Genomic DNA, 23,204 nt, shown 5'->3' with positions numbered 1-23,204 from the left:
TGAAGCGGGGGAAAAGCTGGAGATAACTTCAAAGGCTTACCTATCGCTATTTCCGTCCGACCTTGCCACGTTCGGCAGCGAAGCGAAAAATCTCTTGCAGGATTTACAGAGCAGAAATGAAAGAATGTTTCTGCTGACGTTCCTTGTGGTAAACATGGCAGACACGAAGCGGAAACTGGATAATGACATCTTTGCTACGGCGGGCTTTGCACAGAAAAACAACTGCGCTCTGACCCGCCTTGACTATTTGCAGGAAGCGGGCTTTATGTCCTCTATTCCTCTTGGGGAGAACCTTATCCCCATTCAAAGAGGGCTTACGACCAGTAGCACCGCTATTTTTATCCCGTTCATCACGCAGGAGCTTTTCCAAAGGGGTGCAGCCCTTTACTACGGCTTAAATGCCCTTAGTAACAACATGATACTCTGCGACCGCAAGCAACTGAAAAATCCCAACGGGCTTATTCTTGGAACACCGGGAAGCGGTAAATCCTTTGCGGCAAAACGGGAAATGACAAACGCCTTTCTCATTACCGACGACGATATTATTATCTGCGACCCGGAAGCAGAATATTTTTCCCTTGTGCAGCGTTTGGGCGGGCAAGTGATACGTCTGTCGCCTGCCGGAAAAGGCATGGACGGCAAGCCCCAGTATGTGAACCCTATGGATATTAACCTCAACTACTCCGAGGACGACAACCCGCTTGCCTTGAAATCCGACTTTATCCTTTCCCTCTGCGAGCTTGTTATCGGCGGCAAAGAGGGCTTGCAGCCCGTGGAAAAGACCGTCATTGACCGCGCCGTTAGGAATGTGTACCGACCTTTCCTTGCAGACCCCGACCCGGCAAAAATGCCGATTTTGGGCGACCTCTACAACGAACTGCTGAAACAGCCGGAGCCGGAAGCTGCCCGCATTGCGGCGGCATTGGAGCTTTATGTTTCCGGCTCTCTGAACGTCTTTAACCACCGTACCAACGTGGAGCTTTCAAACCGTCTTGTCTGCTTTGATATTAAGCAGCTTGGAAAGCAGCTCAAAAAATTAGGTATGCTCATTGTGCAAGACCAGGTGTGGAACCGCGTGACCGTCAACCGCGCCGAGAAAAAGGCAACCCGTTACTATATGGACGAATTTCATTTGCTTTTGAAAGAGGAACAGACCGCAGCCTATTCTGTGGAGATTTGGAAGCGTTTTCGTAAATGGGGCGGCATACCGACGGCTATCACACAGAACGTCAAAGACCTTTTAAGCAGCCGCGAAGTCGAGAATATCTTTGAAAACTCCGATTTTGTCCTCATGCTCAATCAGGCACAGGGCGACCGGGCTATCCTTGCAAAGCAGCTTAACATCTCCCCGCAGCAGATGAAGTATGTAACCCACACCGAAGCGGGCGAGGGGCTTATCTTTTACGGGAATGTGGTGCTGCCGTTCATTGACCGCTTCCCGACGGACACCGAGCTTTACTGTCTGCTTACGACAAAGCCGGAGGAAGTGAGCAAGCCATGAAAACAGACGTAATCATCAACCGCGACGCCCTCTATGCCCTGCGGGAGCTTCCGAGCGAAAGCGTGAACTGCTGCGTCACAAGCCCGCCTTACTATGGACTAAGGGACTACGGGCTTGACGCGCAGATTGGACGTGAGGACACGCCGGAGCAGTATATCGGGCGGCTTGTGGAAGTGTTCCGGGAGCTGCGCCGGGTACTCAAAGACGACGGGACATTTTGGCTGAATATCGCAGACACATACTGCGGCAGCGGCATGAAAGCGGGCTGCAAGCAAAAGGATTTAATCGGTATTCCGTGGCTTCTTGCCTTTGCCCTGCGCTCTGACGGGTGGTATTTACGCAGCGATATTATCTGGCTGAAAGAAAACCCTATGCCGGAAAGCTGCCGCGACCGACCGAGCCGCTGCTATGAGCATATCTTTTTACTGACGAAATCAAAGAAATATTACTATGACGCTGCCGCCATTGCAGAGCCGATCGCGCCGGGAACGGCTGCGCGCTACAGGCAAGGGCGCAGCGCAGGACACAAATACGCCGAGGAAGTACCAGGACAGGGCAAGGTACAGGGTATCAATCAGCCCCGCAGCGGCAGCTATTATGACGACGCCCTTATGCCGACCACAAGAAACAAGCGGGACGTTTGGCTTATCAATACCGTACCGTACAAGGGCGGGCATTTTGCCGCCTATCCCCCGAAGCTCGCGGAAACGTGCATACTTGCGGGCTGTCCGAAAGGCGGCGTTGTGATAGACCCGTTCTTTGGAAGCGGCACCACCGGGCTTGCAGCGCAAAGCCTTGACCGCCGCTATATCGGCATTGAACTGAACGCCGAGTATTGCGCCCTTGCAGGGGCGCGGATTGGAGGTGGTAACACTTGAAAGACCCATTAAAGCCCCGCGATAAAATCACGCAGAAAATGACCCGCGACGGGGCTATCGCAGAAAATCAGACCACGGGAGACACGGAACGTATCAGCAACCGCATACGGGACGCGGATTTACAAAAGACCCCGGAACAACAGGCGGCACAGGACGCTATGCAGCTTCCCCCGGTATCTGATACAAGCCCGCTTCCCCATGTGCCGGGAGCTGCCCCCAAAGCGGACACAGGCAAAACGGAGCGCGTCATGAAGCATATCGACGCCGCCCATACACGAAAAGCCAGTAAAAAGGCAGTACGAAAAGCACAGGCAGAAGCTACCGCCGGGACGAAATCTTCCCGGCTGCAATTTACCGACGAGGAACGCGCTGCCCCGGAGCTTGAAAAGTATATCAAGAAATCCGATAAAGCCGCCGACCGCTTGGATAAGGCAAAGGCAGCTATCCCCAAAGAAAAGAAACTGGTAAAAGAGCGCACCTTTGACGAAACCACCGGGAAAGGCAAGACCCGCCTGCACTTTGAGGAAAAGGACAAGCCGCCCGGATTTAAGGAGAAGCACAACCCGCTATCCCGCCCCACACAGGAAGCCGGGATTTTGGTACATAACAAAATCCATTCTGTCGAAAAGGATAATTCCGGCGTGGAGGGCGCACACAAGAGCGAGGAAGCCGCAGAACGGGGATTGAAGTACGGGGCGCGGAAAATCAAGCAGGGCTACCGCAACCATAAGCTGAAACCCTACCGGGAAGCGGCAAAGGCAGAAAAAGCGGCTTTTCGGGCAAATATGGACTTTCAGTATCACAAGACCCTGCATGAGAACCCGCAGCTAACCAGTAACCCCATTTCCCGGTTTTGGCAGAAGCAGAAAATCAAGCGGCAGTATGCAAAGGAAGCCCGCAATACCGCAAAGGGTATCAAGGGCGCGGCAGAACGCACCCGCAAGGCGGCAGCCAAAGCCGCCGAGAAAACGAAGCAGACCGCAGCATTTGTGGCAAGGCACCCGGCGGGTGTGGCAATCGCTGTCGGGGTGCTACTGCTCTTTATCATGGTTATGTCCGGGCTGTCCTCTTGTGGGGCAATGTTTTCCGGCACGTTAAACGGCGTGCTTGGAACGTCCTATACGTCCGAGGACAGCGACCTTGTGGAAGTGGAAAACAGCTACGCAGGATTGGAAAACGAGCTGCAAAGCAGGATTGACAATATCGAGCGCGACAATCCGGGCTATGACGAGTACCGCTATGACCTTGCAAATATCGGACACAATCCCCATGAATTAGCGTCTTATTTGACCGCAAAATACCAAAGCTACACCTGCGCCGAGGTACAGAGCGAATTACAGCGGATTTTCAATCAACAATACAAGCTGACGCTGACCGAGGAAGTGGAAATACGCTACCGGGAGGAAGAACGCACCGACACATGGACAGACGAGGACGGCAACGAGCATACGGACACCTACACGGTACAAGTGCCTTATGAGTATTACATCTTAAACGTCAAGCTGACGAACACCCCGCTATCCACCATTGCGGAAAATAATCTGACCCCGGAACAACTGGAAATGTACCGGGTGTACTTGCAGACAAGCGGGAACAAGCCCCTTATCTTTGGCGGCGGCTCTCCCGACACTTCCGCGTCCGAGGATTTAAGCGGCGTGGACTTTGTAAACGGAACGCGCCCCGGTAATACCGCTATCGTTGACCTTGCAAAGCAGCAAGTCGGAAATGTGGGCGGCTATCCGTATTGGAGCTGGTACGGCTTCAACTCCCGCGTGGAATGGTGCGCCTGTTTTGTGTCCTGGTGCTACGGGCAAATGGGGCTTTCCGAACCGCGCTTTGCCGCCTGCCAGTCGCAGGGTATTCCGTGGTTTACCTCTCACGGACAATGGGGAGCGCGGGGCTATGAAAACATTGCCCCCGGCGACGCTATCTTTTTTGACTGGGACTTAGACGGCAGCGCAGACCATGTTGGGCTTGTTATCGGCAGGGACGAAAGCCGCGTCTATACCGTTGAGGGCAATTCCGGCGACGCCTGCAAGATTAAGAGCTATCCCCTTGACTATGCCTGTATCAAAGGGTACGGGCTGATGAACTGGAACTGACATACAACAAACACATTTGAAAATCGAAAGGAGAAAAATCATTATGGCTATGAGTAAAATCGAAAGAATTGAAAAGGAAATCCAAAAGACCCGTGAGAAAATCACGGAGTATCAGAACAAGCTGCGCGGACTGGAAGCACAGAAAACCGAAGCGGAAAATCTGCAAATCGTTCAGCTCGTGCGCTCCATGCGCCTGACCCCGCAGGAGCTTACCGCTATGCTTTCCGGCAACGGTATTCCGGGCATTGCCCCTATCCCCGCAGACTATGAGGAACAGGAGGACAATGCAGATGAAGAATAAAATCCTTGCAAGCCTTACCGCACTTTGCGCCGCCCTTGTCCTTGTGGGCGGCTTTTCTGTTACTGCCTACGCGCAGACCCCGACGGAGGAAACCGACGACAGCGGCGTAATCGTGGAAACCGAACCGCAGCCCCTTACCCCGGAGGGCAACATGACCCTTGTGGACGACATCGACGGGGACGCTGCCGAGGATAAGCAGTTTATCGTCGTGAAAAGCAAAGGCGGCAACTATTTTTACATTATCGTTGACCGGGCAGCCGAGGGGGAAAATTCCGTCCACTTCTTAAATCAAGTAGACGAAAGCGACCTTATGGCGATTATCGGGGAGGAACAGACCGAGCAGCCCCCGGCTGTCTGCAACTGTACCGAGAAATGCAAGGCGGGCGAAGTAAACACCGCCTGCCCCGTCTGCTCTGTCAACATGGATAGCTGCACAGGCAAGGAAGCCGCGCCGGAGGAACCCACCGGGCAGGAGCAGCCCCAAAACGGCATGGGCGGGCTTTTGATTTTCCTTGTTGTGGGACTTCTTGGCGGCGGTGCAGCCCTCTACTACGTTAAGTTTATGAAACCGAAGCAGAACGTAAAAGGCAGCACCGACCTTGACGAGTTCGATTTTGACGAATACGACGAGGACGAGCCGGAGGAAGAAACTGACATCGCAGACACCGAACAGGAGGACGAGGAAGAATGAAACTTGTGATTTGTGAGAAACCCAGCGTCGGGGCGGCGGTTGCCGCCGCCCTTGGCGTTACGGGTAAGAAAGACGGATATATCGAAAATGACAAGTACATCATTTCTTGGTGTATCGGGCATTTGGTACAGCTTTCCGAAGCTGCCGCCTATGGGGAGCAGTACAGAAAATGGAGCTATGACAGCTTACCCATTCTGCCGCAGGAATGGCAGTACACCGTAGCCGCCGACAAGGGAAAACAATTCAAAATCTTGAAAGACCTCATGCACCGCGCCGACGTTTCGGAAGTCGTGAACGCCTGCGACGCGGGGCGCGAGGGAGAATTGATTTTCCGCTTTGTCTATCATCAAGCGGGCTGCAAGAAACCCTTTACCCGTCTTTGGATTTCCTCTATGGAAACGGACGCAATTCGAAGCGGCTTTGAACATCTGAAGGACGGGCGCGGGTATGACACCCTCTATCATTCCGCACTATGCAGGGCAAAGGCTGACTGGCTTATCGGTATCAATGCGACCCGCCTTTTCTCCTGCCTGTATGGAAAGACCTTGAACGTGGGACGTGTGCAGACCCCGACCTTAAAAATGCTTGTAGACCGGGACGCTGCCATTACAAACTTCAAGAAAGAAACCTACTATCATGTGCGCCTTATGCTCCCCGGCGCAGAAGCGGCAAGCGCGAAGATCTGCGCCGCTGATGAAGCGGGCAAACTGAAAGCAGCCTGCGAAGCGTCGGCGGCTGTCTGTACTTCCCTTGTGAAAGAAAAGAAAACCATTGCCCCGCCGAAGCTCTTTGACCTTACCAGTTTACAGCGGGAAACAAACCGTATTTACGGGTACACGGCAAAGCAGACCCTTGACCTTGCACAGACCCTCTATGAAAAGAAGCTCTTGACCTATCCGAGAACGGACAGCGCATTTCTGACCGATGACATGGGAGAAACAGCGACGGGCATTATCGCGCTGCTATGCGGGAAGCTGCCCTTTATGGCGGGCATTTCCTTTACGCCGGAAGTTTCCCGCGTTCTGAACAGCAAAAAGGTATCAGACCACCACGCAATCATTCCCACTATGGAGCTTGCAAAGGCTGACCTTACCGCGCTGCCGGAAAGCGAGCGCAATATCCTTACCCTTGCCGGGGCGCGTCTGCTTATGGCGACCGCCGAGCCGTACAGTTTTGAAGCGGTAACGGCGGTTTTCTCCTGCGCCGACCATGAATTTACGGCAAAGGGAAAGGCGGTAATCGCTGCCGGGTGGAAAGACATGGAACGGCTTTACCGGGTGACCCTCAAAAAGAAGCCGGACAGCGACGACGAAAACGAACTTGTTTTAGATGTGCCGGACTTTACCGAGGGACAGACCTTTGAAAACCCTGCTGCAAAGGTTACGGAGCATGAAACGACGCCGCCGAAGCCCCACAATGAAGCGTCCTTACTTTCTGCTATGGAACGCGCTGGGAATGAGGACACCGACCCGGACGCAGAACGCCGGGGGCTTGGGACGCCCGCTACCCGCGCCGCTGTCATTGAAAAGTTAGTAAAAGGCGGCTTTATCGAGCGCAAGGGCAAGCAGCTACTTCCTACCAAAGACGGCACAAACCTTGTGTGCGTCCTGCCGGACAGCTTAACTTCTCCGCAGCTTACGGCTGCATGGGAAAACAATCTGACGCAGATTGCAAAGGGTAACGCTGACCCTGCCGCTTTCATGCAGGGTATCGAAGCAATGACGCAGGAGCTTGTAAAAACCTATGCTTCCGTGTTGGGTGAGAAACAAGAGCTTTTCAAGACAGAAAAAACAGAGCTTGGGAAGTGTCCCCGCTGCAAGTCCCCGGTCTATGAGGGAAAGAAAAACTACTACTGTTCCAACAAAGAGTGCGGCTTTACCATGTGGAAAAATGACCGCTTCTTTGAGGAACGAAAAACCGCCTTTACCCCGAAGATTGCCGCAGCACTTCTTAAATCCGGCAAGGCAACAGTTAAAAAACTGTACTCTCCGAAAACGGGCAAAACCTACGACGGAACGGTACTTTTAGCCGACACGGGCGGTAAATATGTGAATTACAAAGTAACCATTTCAAAGAACAAAGAACTTGAATAGCAAGCATAGGAAGCGGGTACCCACTTCCGTAAAATCCCTGCCACTCATGTAGAGCTTGGCGGGGATTTTGCTTGTTGGGAAGTTTCCCAAACCCTCTAAAAATCCTCAAAAATCTTTGGCAGAAATGCGGGCGCACCGTAGTGGGACTATGTAACCACAAACGCAGCGTCCGCGCTGCCATACGCGAAAGGAGGTTTTACACATGGCAAGTTTGCGCGACAGCGTAAAGGACTATCAAGAGGAACTTAGGGACGGTATTGCATGGGTAGCATTTTGGAAAGAGGGACGTTCATGGAACGCCGAGCTGTTTCATCTTGAAGTGGACGGTACTTTAGAACCGTTTGACAGGAGCCGGTTAGAAGAAATCAAAGCGGCTGACCCCACCGCCGTTATTCTAAACGGCTACTACTGCGGGCATTTAGGCGAGAATATGAGCCTTGACGAGTTGACCGCCGGAGTGCGCTATCACTATGAAAACAGCATGAACGACCTTGACGGTTTTATCGGGGCGCATGACGACAGGCTTCCCCCGGAGGTTATCGAGGAAGCAAGAGCCGCCGCCCATGCAGCGGGGCTTCCCTTTTCCGAAAAGCCCTACCGGGACGGGGAAGATTTTGACCCTTATATATTTGACGGAAGCATGAGCATTGAGGACTACGAGCTTATGCACCGCATGATTGAAAAAGAAAGGAGCGAGCAAATGGACGAATGGAAAACAGGTTATTCCTCATACGACCGCGACAGACTGGACGCCGCCGACAAGATGAAGATTGAGCGCGGTATCTATTTTGAAACGAAAGACGCGGATATTTCCCCGCTGACCGCCTTACCCCTTGCCGAGCTTATGAAGCTGCGGGAGGAAAGCGCGGCTGCGGAGCAGACCGTATTTGAAAATCTAAAAGTACAGGCTTCCGCATGGGAGGAACAGGCGGGAAAGACCCTGCTATTTGACAAGGCGATTGAGTATGCGAGAATACCCGAAGTGAAGCATACGGCGAACAAGTGGCAGGACGAGGACAACGACCGCCACACCATCAGCAACCGGGTATATAAAATGAGCTACCATGTTTACGAAAATACCCGTTACGACAAGGCAGCACAGAAGTCTATCCCGTATTCCTATACGCTGTCTTGGAACGTCTACACCAACAGCCCCCACGGATACGGACAGGCGAAAATCGCCGGACAGGACAGAAAGGTATTTGCTGACCGGGCAGCTATGGAAAAATATCTGAATGGGCGTATCAAGGCGTATGAAAAACTTTTTACGGAAATCTCCCCGGCTATCCCGCAGGAATACGCGGAGCAGTTTAAGGTAAACGGGCAGCTCTTACCGGGCTATACCGTAGAGGGCGAGGAAATCAAGCAGCCCGCTGCCGACATTCCCGCCGCTGCACCGAGAACCGAACCGGGACAGGATACGGAACAGTTTGCAATCCTTATTGACAGCCGCACCCGTTTTGAAACGGGAGAACCGGGCGGCTGCTGGTTATCCATGCCCGCCACAAAGGAAGAACTTCACGAAGCCATGCAAAGCGTCGGCATTACCGCAGACAATCCGCAGGAATTTTTCATTCACGGCTACTCTGACCGGGAGGACAGACACATTGCCCTGCCGTATGACATGGTATGCGCGGCACAGGTGGACGAGCTGAATTTCCTTGCGGCACGACTGGAAACCCTTGACGCTTCCGGGATTACCGCGCTGAACGCCGCCACGCAGCGCAGGAATGGTTTTGAGAATATCGGGCAGCTCATTGACTTTACCTATAACGAGGACTTTTTCGTGCATATCCCCGAAGTACATAATCTCCGCGAATTGGGCGATTATTACCTTAACAAATCCGGCATGGTGCAAATGCCCGCTGAATGGAAAAACAGCATTGACCTTATCGCCTTTGGACGAAACGCCGCCGCACAGGAAAAAGGCAGCTTTACGGAATACGGCTACCTTGTGGAAAGCGGCGACGCATGGGAGCAGCACTTTGAGGGGCGCGATGTGCCGGAGGACTACCGCATTATGAGCTACCCGCAGCCAACCGTCGAACTGGACGCAGCCCCGGCAGTACAGGCGACTGTTCCCGAAGCAACGCCGCAGGAGCCGCGCCCGGTTATCCCCATTGTCTTAACTTCCGAGAAGCCCGCCGAAAAGCTCAAAGAGATAACCGACCGCTTGGAGCAAGGCATTACGGAACTGTTCGACAGCGAGCGTTACAAGGAATATCTGCGCGTCATGTCAAAGTTTCATAATTACAGCTTTAACAATACGCTGCTGATCGCCATGCAAAAGCCCGACGCTTCCCTTATCGCCGGATTTTCCGCATGGAAAAATAACTTTGGACGAAACGTGATGAAAGGACAAAAGGGTATCAAAATCCTTGCCCCGTCGCCGTTCAAGATTAAAAAAGAAATGGAGAAAATCGACCCGCAGACACAGAAAGCCATTATCGGCAAAGACGGAAAGCCCGTAACCGAGGAAAAGGAAATCACAATCCCCGCCTTTAAGGTGGTATCGGTCTTTGACGTATCGCAGACCGAGGGCAGGGAAATCCCCGATATTGCCGTAAATATGCTGACCGGGGACGTGGAGCATTACAAGGAGGTTTTCGCTGCCCTTGAAAAGACTTCTCCTGTTCCTGTCGGCTTTGAAAAAATCGAGGGCGGCGCACATGGTTACTACCACTTGGAGGACAAGCGTATTGCCCTTGATGAGGGCATGAGCGAGCTGCAAACCTTAAAGACACTTATCCATGAAATCGCCCATGCGAAGCTGCACGACATTGACCTAAACGCCCCTTTAGAGGACTTGGAGAACAGACCCGACCGCCGCACCCGTGAGGTACAGGCAGAAAGTATCGCCTATACCGTGTGCCAGCATTACGGGCTTGATACCTCTGATTATTCCTTTGGATATGTTGCCGGGTGGAGTGCCGGACGGGAGCTTGCTGAACTGAAAAGCTCTCTTGAAACAATCCGCAGCACCGCAGCGGAAATCATCAACAGCATTGATGAACATATCGCAGAGCTGCAAAAGACGCAGGAACAGGCGCAGACTTCCGAGGTACAGGAAGTGACGCAGGACGCGCCGCCGCAGGAGAAGCCGGAAATCCCCGTACCCGACGCCACTATCAGCGTAAAGGAAATGCAGGACTACGGCTATTCTTGGGACGGTATGTTTCCGCTGAAACAGGAAGCCGCCGAGCGTTTGTTTACACAGGACGGTATCGAGGTTTTCCGTATCTATGAGGACGGCACCGAGGGAGCCGTTACCAGTCTGACCGATTTACAGGAACACGCAGAAAAAGGCGGCTTGTTCGGTGTAGAAAAGGAAACTTGGGAAGCCCTGCATGAATACAACGCCATGAAGCAGCAGCTACGGGAAAGTGTGCCGACAAAGGAAGCCCTTTTACTCTACGGCAAGGAGGACAGCTACGGGATTTATCAGTTAGCCCGCGGCGACGCCACAAGGGACTTGTACTTTGAGCCTTACGACCGCCTGCAGGCGACGGGACACACCGTAGACCGGGCGAATTATGAGCTTATCTATACCGCGCCCCTTACGGCAGACGTTACCCTTAACAGCATTTGGGAAAAGTTCAATATCGACCACCCGAAAGATTTTAAGGGACACAGCCTTTCCGTTTCCGATATTGTGGTGCTTCATCAGAACGGCGAAAATACCGCCCACTATGTAGACAGCGGCAGTTTTCGGAATGTGCCGGAATTTTTGCAGGAGAAGCAGTCGCAGCTTATCCCCGACGAGCATTTGACCGGGAAACAGATTAGAACGCCGCGCGGCAGTTTTTATGTATCGGATATGAGCGTTGAACAGATGAAAGAAGCCGGGTATGGACTTCATCATCAATCCGACGACGGGAAATATCTGATTATGGGAAACAGTACGCGGGCGTTTGCCGTTGCCGCCGAACAGCCGGAAAAAGCTAACCCGTTAAAACATATCGAGGACACTATCGAGCAGAACGACAATAACTTTGACGGTATCATCAACAACACGCCGCAGACGCCGACCGTGGACGCTCTGGAGCAGAAAGCAAAGGCGGGCGAGGTTATCTCCCTTGTTGACCTTGCCGACGCTATCAAAGCCGACAAGGAACAGGGAAAGACAGCAAAGCCGGAAAAGAAGCCCTCTATCCGGGCGCAACTCAAAGCAGATAAGGAAAAGGCACAGAAGAAACCACAAAAAAGCAAGTCGCAGGACTTAGAAAGGAGCTGACCGATTGGGTAAATTAAGTAAGTTTGAGAATGTGGACGTTATCGCTTCCCTTGAAGCGATTATGAAACAGAATACCGCTTTCTATCAGAGTGATTTTGAGATAGACAAACGGATTTTGCGAGAAGCAGCGTCAAGACCCGCTGCTGAAGAAAAACGGCTGCTATGGTTTTCCCGCCCGTCGGGGACGTGCTGCTTCCGGGAACGCGACGTTTTCCTAAAGGACACAAGGCAGCATAACACATGGCGGTTTTATGGGGAGCAGACCCGCGATAAAATCCTTGCCTATGCGGTGGAGCTGACCGGGAAAGAAAATGGGATAATCAAGGGCAATCTGTATGAACTTGACTATTCCCGCCATTATGAGCGCGTCAAAGAAAAAGGGCTGCCCGCCGATACGGTAAAGCTGATTTATGAGCGCGGGGAGCAGATGATACCCGCCGGACAGTATTTCAACGGAAGCCCAGACCCGCAGTTTGGGAAGTTTGAACGCTTTGAAGCCATACCCAACGACCCGGACGCTCTTAAATGGCTCTTACGGGAGGAACACCGCAACAGGGAGCAGCTTCCACCGGGAGATTTTAAGGCCCATATCGCCGCATTGCATGACGGACTGATTGAAACGGAAGCACGGCGCATTGTGCGGGAAATGAAGCGGCATGACACGCCGAACAGCCCGAACAAGACCCATTTCATGGTGGAGCTTTCCCCAGCGTTCATGCAGCTTGCGAACACAAAGGACATTGACCGCCTTTTCTCCATGCTGCCTTACAAGACCCTTTCCTTTTCCAAAATCGAGGGCAGACATGGAACGTATGCGCTGATTGACAAGGGAGAGAACCGGGACAAAGAGATTAAAAAGCCCCGCCCCTCTGTCCGGGCGCAGCTTGCCGCAGACAAGAAAACAGCCGCCCCGAAAAAGTCAGCGGCAAAAAGAAAAAATCACGATTTGGAGGTATGAGCATGAATAGATTTACTGTTGAGGAAACAAACCTTTTGAGCATTTACCATGAGGGAAGCAAGGCGCAGCTTATTGAGAACATGACCGCTGCGCTGCCTTACATGGACGCGGGATTACGGGAGCTTGCAGAGCGCACCATTTCCAAAGTGAACGCGCTGACCGACGCCGAGTACAAAGAGCTTTCCGTTTATCCTGCTGATGAAGTATGACCGGGATTAAGCGGCTGACGCCGCGACAAAGCCGCAAGGTAAACACCCTTGTGAAAAAGGAGTGCTGCAACTGCGAGAATGGCAACTGTATTTTACTGGACGACGGGGACACTTGCGTATGCCCGCAGCTCATTTCCTATTCCCTGCTCTGTAAGTGGTTTCGGATTGCCGTACTTCCTCTTGATAAGCTGCTCTATGCGGAACTCTATCAGACCGAGGACAGAAAGAAATGTACCGTGTGCGGCGCGTTCTTTGCGTCCACCTCTAACAGCGTCAAATACTGCCCGGACTGTCGGAAGCGGATTACCCGCAGACAGGCAGCCGAGCGCATGAGAAAACGGCGCGCTCTTGTTACGCGGTAAGGGCGAAAAAAGCCTTGTTTTACAGGCTTCTGACAACCGTTTCCTCATAGGGCAAGGGCTTTATACCTTTTCCCTTAAAAACGGCGTTCTACTGCGTAACATTTCAGAACTGCACCCATAAGAAAACCGGGGCGCGGATAGTCTTTACTGACTGTCTGCGTCCCGGTTTTTCCTTTGCTATTTTTCCATGTTGATTTGAGGGGTTGCGCCCTTATCTGTGGTAAGTAAACGGTATATCGTAAGGGGGATATACCATGCAGCCACGACGAGCCGCCATATCAAAATGACCCCACCGATAATGCCGCCCAAAATGAAGTTGAGGGCAATGATACCCACCGTTCCGGCTATGTCATACCCATGCGGTACAAGCCATACGAACATACGGCGAATACCAAAGGGAATACCGCAGCACAGCCACACATAAAAGTAATTGGTCTGCCCGTCCTCTGTAAAGACGTTCTTAAACATGAAGAATAAAAACAATGCGATAACGGCGGGCAAAACGGTTCTCTTAAAAAAGTCTTTCCAAATTTCCCCGCGTGTCATGGTATCACTCCTTTTCTATTGGGAATTGTGGGATAGCTTCTAACAGTTTCAGTATGAGCGTTTGCCGTAAATCGTCGTCGATTTCCTCTTTTACGCTTCCGTCCGGCTGACGCTTTTTTACCATTGCAAGGCGGTTGATTTCGTCACCGTAACAAGCAAGCACTTTTTCCAACGCCCATTTTTCGCTCACAACGGCGGCGCGTATCGTTTCATAGTCCGGCATTTCCTGTTCCATTCTCTGACACTTCCTTTGCTGAAAATGTATCACTTTGGTATGTAACTACTGTTTTTGATAGGAACTATTATATCATACAAGTATGAACAAAGCTACTCCCCACGTTCTTTTCCTTTTTCCCGTTCCGGTTCTCTTGGCTGCCGTAAAATGCTGTCTATGTTCTGTTTGATAACGTCGTACTCTTTGACCTGTTTTTTCAGTCTGCCATAGTCGGCGTAAAGGGCTTCTTTCTGTTCCTGGAGCTTTTCATATTCCGATTGCAGCGCGGTGAGGTTCGGGAGCTTGGAAACGCCCGCCGCCTTTAATGCCTTTGCCGCTGCTTCATGCAAGATGATTTCGCGCTCATGGGCTGCCCGGTAACTGTCCTTATTTCTTGCTTTGCGGTATGCGTCATAGGCGGGTTTTGTCTTTTGGAACGTGGAAACATTCTTGATAAGCACCGCCATATCTGCAAGCCGTTTTTCCGCGCTCTTTAATGCGTCTGCCGCCTGTTCGCTCTCTGTCTGTATCTCTGCGATTTTTGCGGTCAAGTCGGTGTATTGTTCAATCTTGTGTTCCGTAATAAAATTCATGGTCTTAGCTGCCTGTTTCAGATTGTGGATTTTCGCCCATTGTTCATAACCCCGGCTCTGCGCCGCCTTGATACTGTTTTCAATATCAATGAGCAGGGACACGCCGCGTTCTGTCTTGGGAGCTTTGGCGGTGCGGGTACGCTTGCCCTCTATCCGTTCCCGGATTGCTTCCTCTGTATAATCTGCGCCGAGGGTTTTCAAACGGGTAAACCGTTCCTGTCCCGGAACCAAACAGGACACATATTTTCCCCGTTTGATTGTGAAGCCTTCTGCCTGTAACCGCGCGAGCAATTCTTCAAAGTCGGACACTTGGGGGATAAGGGTATCGACGGCAAGTTTCAATTTTGCTTTGGCGGTTTTCTCTTTCTTATACACCGCATAATTCTTTCCCTTGCCGCCTTTCTCCGGCACAAGGACGGACAAGCCGTTTTCCCGGCACAGCCTGTCGCTGATGTTGCGTATTCCGTAATAGGTGCGCTTGTTGGAAACATACTTGTGGTAGTCTACAAAGTTTACCGCACAAAAAATGATGTGGTTATGGATATGCCCTTTATCTATGTGAGTGGTAAGGACGTATTCATATTGCCCCTTTGTTACCGCGTCGGCAAGCTGTTTTCCGATTTCATGGGCTTTCTCATAATCGACTTCCCCCGGCTCAAAAGATTGTATCAAATGGTGTGCGAGGTTGTTTCCTCTGTCAAGAGCTTGCGACAATGTAAATCCGAACTCAATATCTGCCGTTTCATAGCTGCACCCGAACGAGGACACCAGCATTTTCCCGTCCGTCTTGTCCGGGTTTTGGATATAGTCAAGGGCTTTTTTTAACGTGCTTTTAATAGGCTTAATCTTTGTAACCGCCATATCTCCGCAAGCACCTCCTTGATTTCTTCTATATCCTCTTGGTAGACGCTGCCCGTCGCATTGACGCGCTTTGCAATCTGATTGACATTGACCCCGATTTTCTGTATCTCCGCTGTCATAGCTTTTATGTCGGCATGGTCTATCTGAATGATATACCCGTCGATTGCCATTTTCCGCAAGTAGGCTTCCATGTTCCGGGTAGGGACGAGCTGCATTTTCTGTTCAATGAACGCCCGTTCTTCCTCTGTTACTCTGAATTTAATTTGTACTGTCCGTTTCCTGCCGTTCATCGGCTCACACTCCTTTCCATTCCGAGGGTTTGGGACACTTCCCAACAAGCAATTTTCAACCGACGCGCTGCAGCGCAGGAGGGCGAAAATACGGAAAGGGTACCCCTTTCCTATGCTTGCTAAGAAACTTTCTCCCTTTATCCCTACTACATGGAAAATCTGATTTTGCCAAAGCAGGACAAAAGAAAAACGCCGCAAACTGCGACGTTTCAAACTGCTTTTTCTATGAAGAAACGAGGGAACTTTATTCCCCCGTTATTTCGTTGTTGGCTTCCTCAATCCCTTTTGCGGTAGCTGACAGGATTTTCAAATCCTTTTCGCTCATGCCGTTGAGCATGGTATCAAGCTGACGGCGGCGTGTGGACTTTTCCTGTTCCCGTTCCGGGAAAAAGAACTGGTCTACCGATACGTCAAGCAGGGTTACAAGCTCATACAAAATCTGCAAACTTGGGTGCTGCCCGCTGTTTTCAATGGACGCGATATATCGCGGCGCAATGTTCAGCTTATCCGCTAACTGGTTGCGGGAAATTCCCTTTGCTTTTCTTGCCGCTTTGATAGCCTGTCCGAAAGCCTTAAAATCAAACTTTTCTTTGCTCTGCTTCATAATCATTTCACCCAACTACATTGTATATTTCATCTCTCTTTCAAGATATGATTACACACATCATAGTATGGATAGAAATAGAGCATATCATGTACTTGCTATTATTCGGTTATCCGAGTATAATTATATTGATAATGTTTGAAGAAAGGACGGTTACGATATGGAATATATGTCTTGTCCCGAAGCAGCGGAAAAATGGGGTATTTCTGAACGGCGTGTGCAGATACTTTGTAAAGAAAATCGAATACCTGGTGTTTCAAAAATCGGTTATATGTGGTTGATACCCAAGAGCGCAGTAAAACCATTTGATAAAAGGATAAAAAGGAGTGTAGACAATGAATGAAAAAATTTTAGTTGTAGATGATGAAAAAGAGATAGCAGATTTACTTGAAGTTTATCTTAAAAACGATAATTATATAGTACACAAATATTACAATGGAATTGAAGCATTGGAATGTATTCAGAAAACGGAAATTGATTTGGCGATATTGGACGTTATGCTTCCTGATATAGACGGATTCCGTATTTGCCAAAAAATTAGAGAAAATTATTATTTCCCTGTTATTATGCTTACAGCTAAAATTGATGATGGCGATAAAATAATGGGGCTAACAATAGGTGCCGATGATTATATAACAAAACCTTTTAATCCCCTTGAAGTCATTGCAAGAGTGAAAACACAGTTAAGACGCTATCAGAAGTACAACAATCCAACAAAAAAGCAGTTTTTTCCAAAAAGTGAATATGACATTAGAGGATTGATTATCAATAAGGACACGCATAAATGCTTTTTGTTCGGAAAAGAAATATCTTTAACTCCTATCGAGTTTTCAATCCTTTGGTATTTATGTGAACATCAAGGCAAAGTTGTTTCAACTGAGGAACTATTTGAAAATATCTGGAAAGAAAAATATTTAGATAATAACAACACCGTAATGGCACATATAGGGCGGCTTAGAGAAAAATTAAATGAACCCGCCAAAAATCCAAAATTTATCAAAACAGTTTGGGGGGTAGGTTATGAAATTGAATAAAAATGAACAAAATTATCTGCTTACAATCCTGTTTAAAAGTTATATCTTACAGAGTGTAATTTGTTCGGGAATTATCTTAGTGTGTACGGTTTCGTTAGATATGGGACTTACTTGGGTACTGGATAGATATGTGGAACATTACTACCTGATATATAGGGGACTTTATGTTTATATGGTAGGGCTTATATTATGGGTAGTTTGCATTTTGTATTTGACTTATAAACTTTTGAAAAAGGTTGTTAATTATGTCTACGAGTTACAAGCTGCAACAGGAAAACTATTTGATAAATCAGTAGATTATATTGAACTCTCACCGGAACTAAGCGAAATTGCTATCAACATAAATCGCTTAAAGCAAGAAGCAGAAAACAATGCGCGACTTGCACAGGAAAATGAACAGCGCAAGAATGATTTGATTATGTACCTTGCACATGATTTGAAAACGCCGCTTTCTTCCGTCATTGGCTATCTAACACTACTGCATGATGATGAACAACAAATATCACAGGAGTTAAGAGAAAAGTATCTTTCTATTTCTCTTGATAAAGCAGAACGTCTTGAAGATTTGATAAACGAGTTTTTTGAAATCACACGATTTAACTTATCTAACATAACATTACAATACAGCAACATAAATTTGACCCGTTTATTAGAACAACTTATCTATGAATTTAAGCCCATATTAAAGGAAAAAAATTTGAAATGTACTCTCAATAGTACAAGCGACATTATGCTACATTGCGACGCAAACAAAATACAACGTGTGTTCGATAATCTCTTGCGTAATGCGGTAATTTACAGTTATACAGATACAGAAGTTGCAATAACCACAGAACTTCAAGAGAACACTATTGTAATTACTTTTGAAAATTTTGGGAATCCTATCGCAGAAGAAAAACTAAAACTAATATTTGAGCAGTTTTACCGAGTTGACACATCAAGAAATACTACAAGTGGTGGTGCCGGATTGGGACTTGCGATTGCGAAACATATTGTAGAACTACATAAGGGGACTATTGTTGCTCATAGTAAAGACGAGTGTATAAAATTTATAGTTACACTTCCACTTTCGTAGGAAAATCGTAAGAAATTCCGTAGCAAAAAAGAGGATTTTCTTGCGAACAATCATCAAAATTAAGGCTTTTATTTTGATATAATTATTGTATCAAGGTGAAAGCCTTTTATCTTTAAACGAAATATAATATACAATAACAAGGAGGTATGTTGGTGAAATACCAAAATCGAATTATGGCGTTACCTATGCTATGTATGATAATAATTGTGTTATCTGCCTGTTGTTTTGACGAGCAGAAAAATGAAACCAGTAACGTAAATCCAAAAGTACAATCCGTTGAAACGGTATCCGTTACTCGCGGTAATCTTACTCCAACGGTATCTGCTCACACAACTATTATTCCGGCTTTGGATTTTGTTTTATGTTCTTCTGTTGAGGGTACTTTTGAAGCCTGTTCCTCAGCCGGCAACAAAATTACTGAGGGTGGTGTGATTGGGAAAGTATCTGAAGAAGAAATAAAATCCCCAGTTGACGCAACGATTCTTTCTATTATCTCATCTAATGAGAGTGTTCCCAAAAATTATCCCTTAGCAACAGCTAAGTACACAGGTTTTGCTCTCAATATTGAAGCTGAAAATTTTTTGAAAATATTGCCGGAAAATGCAGCATTAAAAGCAAAGTTTCAAGTAGTTGATGGTGTGGGACCTACGGAAGCGATTGCAGTTGTAGTACCAGTATCAGAAAATGCAGAAAGCACATTGCAATGTTTAATTGGAAAAGATATTGATGTAAAACCCGGACAAAGTGCTACCGTTGTCATAACAGCCGAAACTAGAAAAGATGTGCTTTTGTTACCACTTTCAGTCATTGCGGGCAGACAAGGTAAGGGAATGGTAACCGTAATAAATGACGGAAAACAAATTCAAACAGAAGTTATGCTGGGTGCAACTGATGGTGCATATATAGAAATATTGTCGGGTGTAAATGAGGGCGATACAATTTCTTCTATTCCCCCAAACCTTGACCCAAGGAGTAAGGAGTAATTTGTAACATGGAAAAAACGAATGGAGGAAATTTAATTCAAATAAAAAACTTGGTAGCGACTGTTAATTTGAATAATGGTGATACCTTAGTAACTGTAAACAAAGCAAATATGGAACTAAAGCGAGGAAACAGCTATGCTATTGTAGGCAAATCGGGTTCAGGAAAAACAAGCCTTATATCAATTATAGGTTTACTCAACCACTCATATCAAGGCGAATTTCTTTATAATGGTATGTCTGTTTCCACTTTAACAGATAGCCAGCTATCTATGCTTCGAGCAAGTAATATCGGTTTTGTTTTTCAAAACTATTCTTTAATTAAACATTTAAGAGTTTGGGAAAATATTGAGCTTCCTTTACTTTATTCCAAAAAGAAAATGAATACAAGACAGCGGAAAGAAGCAATACGAAATCTTTTGCAAAGTGTTGGATTAGAAGGAAAAGAAAATGATTATCCATCTAATTTATCAGGAGGCGAACAACAAAGAGTGGCGATTGCCCGCGCACTTGCAGTATCGCCGGAAGCCATTTTATGTGATGAACCTACTGGTGCTTTAGATAAAAAAACCGGAAAACAAATTATGGACCTTTTACATCAAGTTGTGCTTAAAAATGGCATTATGCTTTTAATAGTAACTCATGACCTCGATATTGCAAAGACTTGTAATACAATTTTTGAAATGGACGGAGGGAGGCTTCAATGTGTTAAATATGATTCTTAAAGACCTTCGTATTTCTCCTCTAAGAAATATCTTAACAGGTATATCGATGTTTGTAGGAATTATTGCAATGATTAGTTCTGTCTTGGTGGGAACGCTTGGTAAAGAATATTTGATTTCTGTCAATGCACAGATGTATGGATGGAGTCCTACATATTCTTTTTCAATTACAGGATCAGATTTTCAAGATACCATTAAAATGGAGAATTTTTTTCGAGAAATTTACAATACTGATCATTTTGTGGCTGTTACCTTTTCCATGCTGGAAGAGATAACAGTTGCTCCAGTAGCGTCTGTCTCTTCTCTACAAGACATAAGTGACACTGTTTACAAAAAGACTGTACCCGTAGATGTTGTTTTTACTACAAGCACATATAACAAAATCTATAATTTGCCTATGTCATCAGGGGATTGGTTTGATTCTTCGGAAATAAATAAAACTCTGTGCATGGTAGTAAATAAAGCAGCACAGAATTATTTTGATACTTCATATGCTGTTGGAAATGTAGAAAGTAGTCTTTCATTAACACCATTTAATGTGGTAGGTACTGTGAATGACGGGACAGATATACCAACTGTATATCTTGACGCCCATTCAATAGAACTACTTGTTCCGAATATGTGGAAAGTAAAAAATGCAACTGTTCATTGGCATTCAGAAGCGGGAATTACCATGAGACAGATGTATTCGTCATTACATGACATTTTAGAAGATACAATAGGAGGAAATTTGGATATCATAGGGAAAAGTGATATTGGAGATACTTATAATTCCGTACTTTCTGTACTTCAATTAGGACTTTTGGTAACATCATTTTTATTGTTATTTGTTTCTGTATTAGGACAAATTAACATAGGGTTATCATCCTTGGAACAACGTACTCACGAATTACTAATTAGACGGGCGATTGGCGCTTCTCGTGCGAATATTGTTACTTTAGTGTTAGGCGCACAATTAACTATATCAGTGTTTGTTTGTATTGTTTCAATCCTGATATCCTTTTTCTTGGTTCAAGGCATGGGGTTATTTCTGCCTGTGGATTCTCCCGTAGCGGCACTGGAATATCCTATTCTTTCGGCAGTGGTAGCTGTTATAACATCCGTTGTTGTAGCGTTGCTTGGAGGACTATTGCCAGCGTTAAAAGCTGCAAAGCTTGAACCTGCATTGGCGCTTAGATAAAATAAATTTTATAAAATTGGAGGAAAAACATGAAAATATTATCTATGAAAACAACGATTTTTTTAGGAGCAATGCTTTCTTTATTGGTATGTCTGATGTTTACAGGTTGTTCAAATTCTGAAACAAATTCTACTTCAAGAGGACTCACGGATTTTGCACACATTGAAGAAGAATATCTTGCAACCATTGACAGTTTGAATTGGCCTGATGGCATTGCACTTCCTGATAAACTGGAAGATGAAGATACAGGAGCTTCCTTTCAGGTTGGTTATGGAGAAACGAGAGCTTCTTATTTGTGGGAATATTCATGGATGAAAGAATGGCTTGATACTTATAATACAGATCCAGAGCGAGCCGAAAAAGCATTAGAAGAATTGGAAAAAGCCTTCGACATGCCATATATGGGAATAGACCGGTGTGATGACGCAACTCGTAATTATTTGCGCGAAAATATAGATAAAGCAAAATTAGGTGACCCCTCTGGATTTACAGAAAGTATAAGAGCAAATTATGCCAATTAGATTTACCTATTAAATCTGACTGATTACTGTCGGAGGTGCAATTTATGAAAAGAAAATACAAGAGAAGGACGTCTCGTTTCGGAATATTTTTTGTTTTCCTTACTGCTGTAACGATAGCAGGTGTATTTTTCATACCGTGGGCAATGAAACCTGACAATTTTCGCAATGAGAAGAATAAAATCAACTCTTGGCTGAATGGAATTTTCTTTCAAGATTTTTATAATGCAAAATCCCTCATATTAGTTGACCTTTCTAATGACAATATATTTATTTCAAAGCGAGAAAACGAGCAACAGCTTCCTGCCAGCTTAGCCAAATTATTTGTCATTGAATACGCAGCAACACTTGCGGATTTAGATAGTATTGTTCCTGCAAATTATGAAGCAATCCAATTAACTAAACCTGGTTCATCTGTTGCGAATATAGACGCGAAAAAATATTTTCTCCACAATTTGTTTGCTGCCATGTTGGTTCCATCTGGAAATGACGCTGCTTATGTAGTCGCGGATTATTGTGGTTCTATTCTTTCACCACAAGCTAAGAATAGTCAAGAACGTATTAATGTTTTTATGGAACATCTAAATAATTACTTACAAAATCAAGGGTATGAAAACACAATTTTATATGACCCAAGCGGATATGATGTCAATGCTCTCACTACCGTTTCAGACCTAAAATCAGTATCTACTCACCTTTTAGAGAAGCAATGGTTTAGAGATATTGTTTCAAAGAGTAATTATACAGCTACTTTACCTGACGGAAGTACGCAGACATGGAGGAATACTAATACTTTTCTTGACCAAACATCAGAATATTACAATGAAAATGTTAAAGGTATCAAGACAGGTTCCTTATCTAATGACTATAATTTAGTTGTTCTTTATCAACAACATGGAAAGGAATTTTTAATATGTAGTTTAGGCTCTCAATCGGATTCTTCAAGATATGATGATGTGAATTATATTCTTAAAACAATAGATGAATCTGACTATTTAACTAAATGATTTCATCTGCCGGACGACGGCAAAAGAAAAAAAGCCGTCGCAGAGCAGACACATTTTCACGCGCCTACTCTATTTCGGCGGCTTTGATTATCAGAGCCGCCGTTTCTTTTTATCCATCTAAATTCCAACCACGACCCTCTACCATGTAAAGGCATGGCGGCTTTAGGAGGTAGCCGCCATGCACTTATCAACTTATCGACACAAATCGACATTCCCCCAATTATCAAAAAAAGTCTATCCCCTGCAACGGG

The 23,204-nt window shown here is 46.9% G+C and carries 23 protein-coding genes; 18 read left to right on the top strand and 5 right to left on the bottom strand.

Annotation, left to right across the window (positions count from 1 at the left end):
- From WMO29_RS12080 to WMO29_RS12035, 10 genes are all read left to right on the top strand, one after another.
- On the top strand, window positions 1-1,501 hold a 1,501-nt coding region (locus tag WMO29_RS12080; RefSeq protein ID WP_349164956.1), incomplete at its 5' end, for a VirB4-like conjugal transfer ATPase, CD1110 family.
- The gene (locus WMO29_RS12075; RefSeq protein ID WP_005928563.1) at window positions 1,498-2,379 is read left to right on the top strand and encodes a DNA-methyltransferase; all 882 of its coding nucleotides are present in this window, start codon (window positions 1,498-1,500) and stop codon (window positions 2,377-2,379) included. The genes WMO29_RS12080 and WMO29_RS12075, both read left to right, overlap by 4 nt.
- A 38-nt stretch (window positions 2,380-2,417) precedes the next feature.
- Entirely contained in the window at window positions 2,418-4,481 is a 2,064-nt protein-coding gene (locus tag WMO29_RS12070; protein ID WP_349164960.1) for a C40 family peptidase, read from the top strand.
- A gap of 43 nt (window positions 4,482-4,524) precedes the next feature.
- Entirely contained in the window at window positions 4,525-4,782 is a 258-nt protein-coding gene (locus tag WMO29_RS12065) for a DUF4315 family protein (protein WP_006859297.1), read from the top strand.
- A complete protein-coding gene (locus WMO29_RS12060; RefSeq protein WP_044999564.1) occupies window positions 4,772-5,473 on the top strand; it encodes a DUF4366 domain-containing protein in 702 nt (233 codons plus the stop codon). Before WMO29_RS12065 ends, WMO29_RS12060 begins: the two co-directional genes overlap by 11 nt.
- Window positions 5,470-7,566 carry a DNA topoisomerase 3 gene (locus WMO29_RS12055; RefSeq protein WP_349164955.1) on the top strand — a complete coding sequence of 699 codons (2,097 nt, stop codon included), beginning with the start codon at window positions 5,470-5,472 and terminating at the stop codon, window positions 7,564-7,566. Before WMO29_RS12060 ends, WMO29_RS12055 begins: the two co-directional genes overlap by 4 nt.
- Window positions 7,567-7,768: 202 nt before the next feature.
- A complete protein-coding gene (locus WMO29_RS12050; protein ID WP_117688311.1) occupies window positions 7,769-11,800 on the top strand; it encodes a YodL domain-containing protein in 4,032 nt (1,343 codons plus the stop codon).
- Window positions 11,801-11,804: 4 nt separating this feature from the next.
- Window positions 11,805-12,758, top strand: coding sequence for a hypothetical protein (locus WMO29_RS12045; RefSeq protein ID WP_349164954.1), 954 nt, complete (start codon window positions 11,805-11,807; stop codon window positions 12,756-12,758).
- Window positions 12,755-12,967 carry a transposon-transfer assisting family protein gene (locus WMO29_RS12040; protein WP_005928614.1) on the top strand — a complete coding sequence of 71 codons (213 nt, stop codon included), beginning with the start codon at window positions 12,755-12,757 and terminating at the stop codon, window positions 12,965-12,967. The genes WMO29_RS12045 and WMO29_RS12040 overlap by 4 nt, the downstream gene beginning before the upstream one ends.
- Complete coding sequence (locus tag WMO29_RS12035) at window positions 12,964-13,329, top strand: cysteine-rich VLP domain-containing protein (RefSeq protein WP_005928617.1); 366 nt, start codon at window positions 12,964-12,966, stop codon at window positions 13,327-13,329. The genes WMO29_RS12040 and WMO29_RS12035 overlap by 4 nt, the downstream gene beginning before the upstream one ends.
- A 177-nt stretch (window positions 13,330-13,506) precedes the next feature.
- Here the strand turns inward: WMO29_RS12035 and WMO29_RS12030 are convergent, their stop codons facing one another.
- From WMO29_RS12030 to WMO29_RS12010, 5 genes are all read right to left on the bottom strand, one after another.
- The gene (locus WMO29_RS12030; RefSeq protein WP_005928622.1) at window positions 13,507-13,875 is read right to left on the bottom strand and encodes a DUF6050 family protein; all 369 of its coding nucleotides are present in this window, start codon (window positions 13,873-13,875) and stop codon (window positions 13,507-13,509) included.
- Window positions 13,876-13,879: 4 nt separating this feature from the next.
- The gene (locus tag WMO29_RS12025) at window positions 13,880-14,110 is read right to left on the bottom strand and encodes a helix-turn-helix domain-containing protein (protein WP_117688307.1); all 231 of its coding nucleotides are present in this window, start codon (window positions 14,108-14,110) and stop codon (window positions 13,880-13,882) included.
- Window positions 14,111-14,202: 92 nt separating this feature from the next.
- Complete coding sequence (locus WMO29_RS12020) at window positions 14,203-15,543, bottom strand: relaxase/mobilization nuclease domain-containing protein (RefSeq protein ID WP_117688306.1); 1,341 nt, start codon at window positions 15,541-15,543, stop codon at window positions 14,203-14,205.
- Complete coding sequence (locus WMO29_RS12015; protein WP_005422959.1) at window positions 15,504-15,833, bottom strand: plasmid mobilization protein; 330 nt, start codon at window positions 15,831-15,833, stop codon at window positions 15,504-15,506. Before WMO29_RS12015 ends, WMO29_RS12020 begins: the two co-directional genes overlap by 40 nt.
- Window positions 15,834-16,077: 244 nt before the next feature.
- Window positions 16,078-16,437 carry a helix-turn-helix transcriptional regulator gene (locus WMO29_RS12010; RefSeq protein WP_173907081.1) on the bottom strand — a complete coding sequence of 120 codons (360 nt, stop codon included), beginning with the start codon at window positions 16,435-16,437 and terminating at the stop codon, window positions 16,078-16,080.
- A 160-nt stretch (window positions 16,438-16,597) separates the two neighbouring features.
- Here WMO29_RS12010 and WMO29_RS12005 point away from each other — a divergent pair, with 160 nt between their 5' ends.
- The 8 genes from WMO29_RS12005 to WMO29_RS11970 all read left to right on the top strand — a co-directional run bounded on the left by WMO29_RS12005 (window position 16,598) and on the right by WMO29_RS11970 (window position 22,953).
- Complete coding sequence (locus WMO29_RS12005) at window positions 16,598-16,780, top strand: helix-turn-helix domain-containing protein (RefSeq protein WP_005422953.1); 183 nt, start codon at window positions 16,598-16,600, stop codon at window positions 16,778-16,780.
- The gene (gene vanR, locus WMO29_RS12000) at window positions 16,773-17,471 is read left to right on the top strand and encodes a VanR-ABDEGLN family response regulator transcription factor (RefSeq protein ID WP_005422951.1); all 699 of its coding nucleotides are present in this window, start codon (window positions 16,773-16,775) and stop codon (window positions 17,469-17,471) included. Before WMO29_RS12005 ends, vanR begins: the two co-directional genes overlap by 8 nt.
- Window positions 17,458-18,546: a sensor histidine kinase gene (locus tag WMO29_RS11995; protein ID WP_005422949.1), complete on the top strand. Its 1,089-nt coding sequence runs from the start codon at window positions 17,458-17,460 to the stop codon at window positions 18,544-18,546. Before vanR ends, WMO29_RS11995 begins: the two co-directional genes overlap by 14 nt.
- Before the next feature lie 146 nt (window positions 18,547-18,692).
- The gene (locus WMO29_RS11990; protein WP_005422947.1) at window positions 18,693-19,529 is read left to right on the top strand and encodes an efflux RND transporter periplasmic adaptor subunit; all 837 of its coding nucleotides are present in this window, start codon (window positions 18,693-18,695) and stop codon (window positions 19,527-19,529) included.
- A gap of 8 nt (window positions 19,530-19,537) precedes the next feature.
- On the top strand, window positions 19,538-20,251 hold the full coding sequence (locus WMO29_RS11985; protein WP_005422944.1) for an ABC transporter ATP-binding protein: 714 nt from the start codon (window positions 19,538-19,540) through the stop codon (window positions 20,249-20,251).
- Entirely contained in the window at window positions 20,241-21,428 is a 1,188-nt protein-coding gene (locus WMO29_RS11980; protein WP_005422943.1) for an ABC transporter permease, read from the top strand. Before WMO29_RS11985 ends, WMO29_RS11980 begins: the two co-directional genes overlap by 11 nt.
- Before the next feature lie 29 nt (window positions 21,429-21,457).
- Window positions 21,458-21,949: a hypothetical protein gene (locus WMO29_RS11975; protein ID WP_227235243.1), complete on the top strand. Its 492-nt coding sequence runs from the start codon at window positions 21,458-21,460 to the stop codon at window positions 21,947-21,949.
- A 44-nt stretch (window positions 21,950-21,993) separates the two neighbouring features.
- Window positions 21,994-22,953, top strand: a complete 960-nt coding sequence (locus tag WMO29_RS11970) for a D-alanyl-D-alanine carboxypeptidase family protein (protein ID WP_005422939.1) — start codon at window positions 21,994-21,996, stop codon at window positions 22,951-22,953.
- Window positions 22,954-23,204: the final 251 nt, after the last annotated feature.

Origin of the sequence: Laedolimicola intestinihominis (assembly GCF_040096155.1) — a bacterium.
GTDB lineage: Bacteria > Bacillota > Clostridia > Lachnospirales > Lachnospiraceae > Laedolimicola > Laedolimicola intestinihominis.
This window is presented reverse-complemented; position numbering and strand designations above follow the sequence as displayed.

Excerpts from the sequence above, each read along its gene's own strand:
- WMO29_RS12065 (WP_006859297.1), top strand. The coding sequence starts at position 4,525 with ATGGCTATGAGTAAAATCGAAAGAATTGAAAAGGAAATCCAAAAGACC.
- WMO29_RS12050 (WP_117688311.1), top strand. The coding sequence starts at position 7,769 with ATGGCAAGTTTGCGCGACAGCGTAAAGGACTATCAAGAGGAACTTAGG.
- WMO29_RS12025 (WP_117688307.1), bottom strand. The coding sequence starts at position 14,110 with ATGGAACAGGAAATGCCGGACTATGAAACGATACGCGCCGCCGTTGTG.
- WMO29_RS11990 (WP_005422947.1), top strand. The coding sequence starts at position 18,693 with ATGTTGGTGAAATACCAAAATCGAATTATGGCGTTACCTATGCTATGT.
- WMO29_RS12010 (WP_173907081.1), bottom strand. The coding sequence starts at position 16,437 with ATGAAGCAGAGCAAAGAAAAGTTTGATTTTAAGGCTTTCGGACAGGCT.
- WMO29_RS11980 (WP_005422943.1), top strand. The coding sequence starts at position 20,241 with ATGATTCTTAAAGACCTTCGTATTTCTCCTCTAAGAAATATCTTAACA.
- WMO29_RS11975 (WP_227235243.1), top strand. The coding sequence starts at position 21,458 with ATGAAAATATTATCTATGAAAACAACGATTTTTTTAGGAGCAATGCTT.
- WMO29_RS12075 (WP_005928563.1), top strand. The coding sequence starts at position 1,498 with ATGAAAACAGACGTAATCATCAACCGCGACGCCCTCTATGCCCTGCGG.
- WMO29_RS12060 (WP_044999564.1), top strand. The coding sequence starts at position 4,772 with ATGAAGAATAAAATCCTTGCAAGCCTTACCGCACTTTGCGCCGCCCTT.
- WMO29_RS12015 (WP_005422959.1), bottom strand. The coding sequence starts at position 15,833 with ATGAACGGCAGGAAACGGACAGTACAAATTAAATTCAGAGTAACAGAG.
- WMO29_RS12030 (WP_005928622.1), bottom strand. The coding sequence starts at position 13,875 with ATGACACGCGGGGAAATTTGGAAAGACTTTTTTAAGAGAACCGTTTTG.
- WMO29_RS12055 (WP_349164955.1), top strand. The coding sequence starts at position 5,470 with ATGAAACTTGTGATTTGTGAGAAACCCAGCGTCGGGGCGGCGGTTGCC.
- WMO29_RS12035 (WP_005928617.1), top strand. The coding sequence starts at position 12,964 with ATGACCGGGATTAAGCGGCTGACGCCGCGACAAAGCCGCAAGGTAAAC.
- WMO29_RS12005 (WP_005422953.1), top strand. The coding sequence starts at position 16,598 with ATGGAATATATGTCTTGTCCCGAAGCAGCGGAAAAATGGGGTATTTCT.
- WMO29_RS11970 (WP_005422939.1), top strand. The coding sequence starts at position 21,994 with ATGAAAAGAAAATACAAGAGAAGGACGTCTCGTTTCGGAATATTTTTT.
- WMO29_RS11995 (WP_005422949.1), top strand. The coding sequence starts at position 17,458 with ATGAAATTGAATAAAAATGAACAAAATTATCTGCTTACAATCCTGTTT.
- WMO29_RS11985 (WP_005422944.1), top strand. The coding sequence starts at position 19,538 with ATGGAAAAAACGAATGGAGGAAATTTAATTCAAATAAAAAACTTGGTA.
- WMO29_RS12070 (WP_349164960.1), top strand. The coding sequence starts at position 2,418 with ATGACCCGCGACGGGGCTATCGCAGAAAATCAGACCACGGGAGACACG.
- vanR (WP_005422951.1), top strand. The coding sequence starts at position 16,773 with ATGAATGAAAAAATTTTAGTTGTAGATGATGAAAAAGAGATAGCAGAT.
- WMO29_RS12040 (WP_005928614.1), top strand. The coding sequence starts at position 12,755 with ATGAGCATGAATAGATTTACTGTTGAGGAAACAAACCTTTTGAGCATT.
- WMO29_RS12020 (WP_117688306.1), bottom strand. The coding sequence starts at position 15,543 with ATGGCGGTTACAAAGATTAAGCCTATTAAAAGCACGTTAAAAAAAGCC.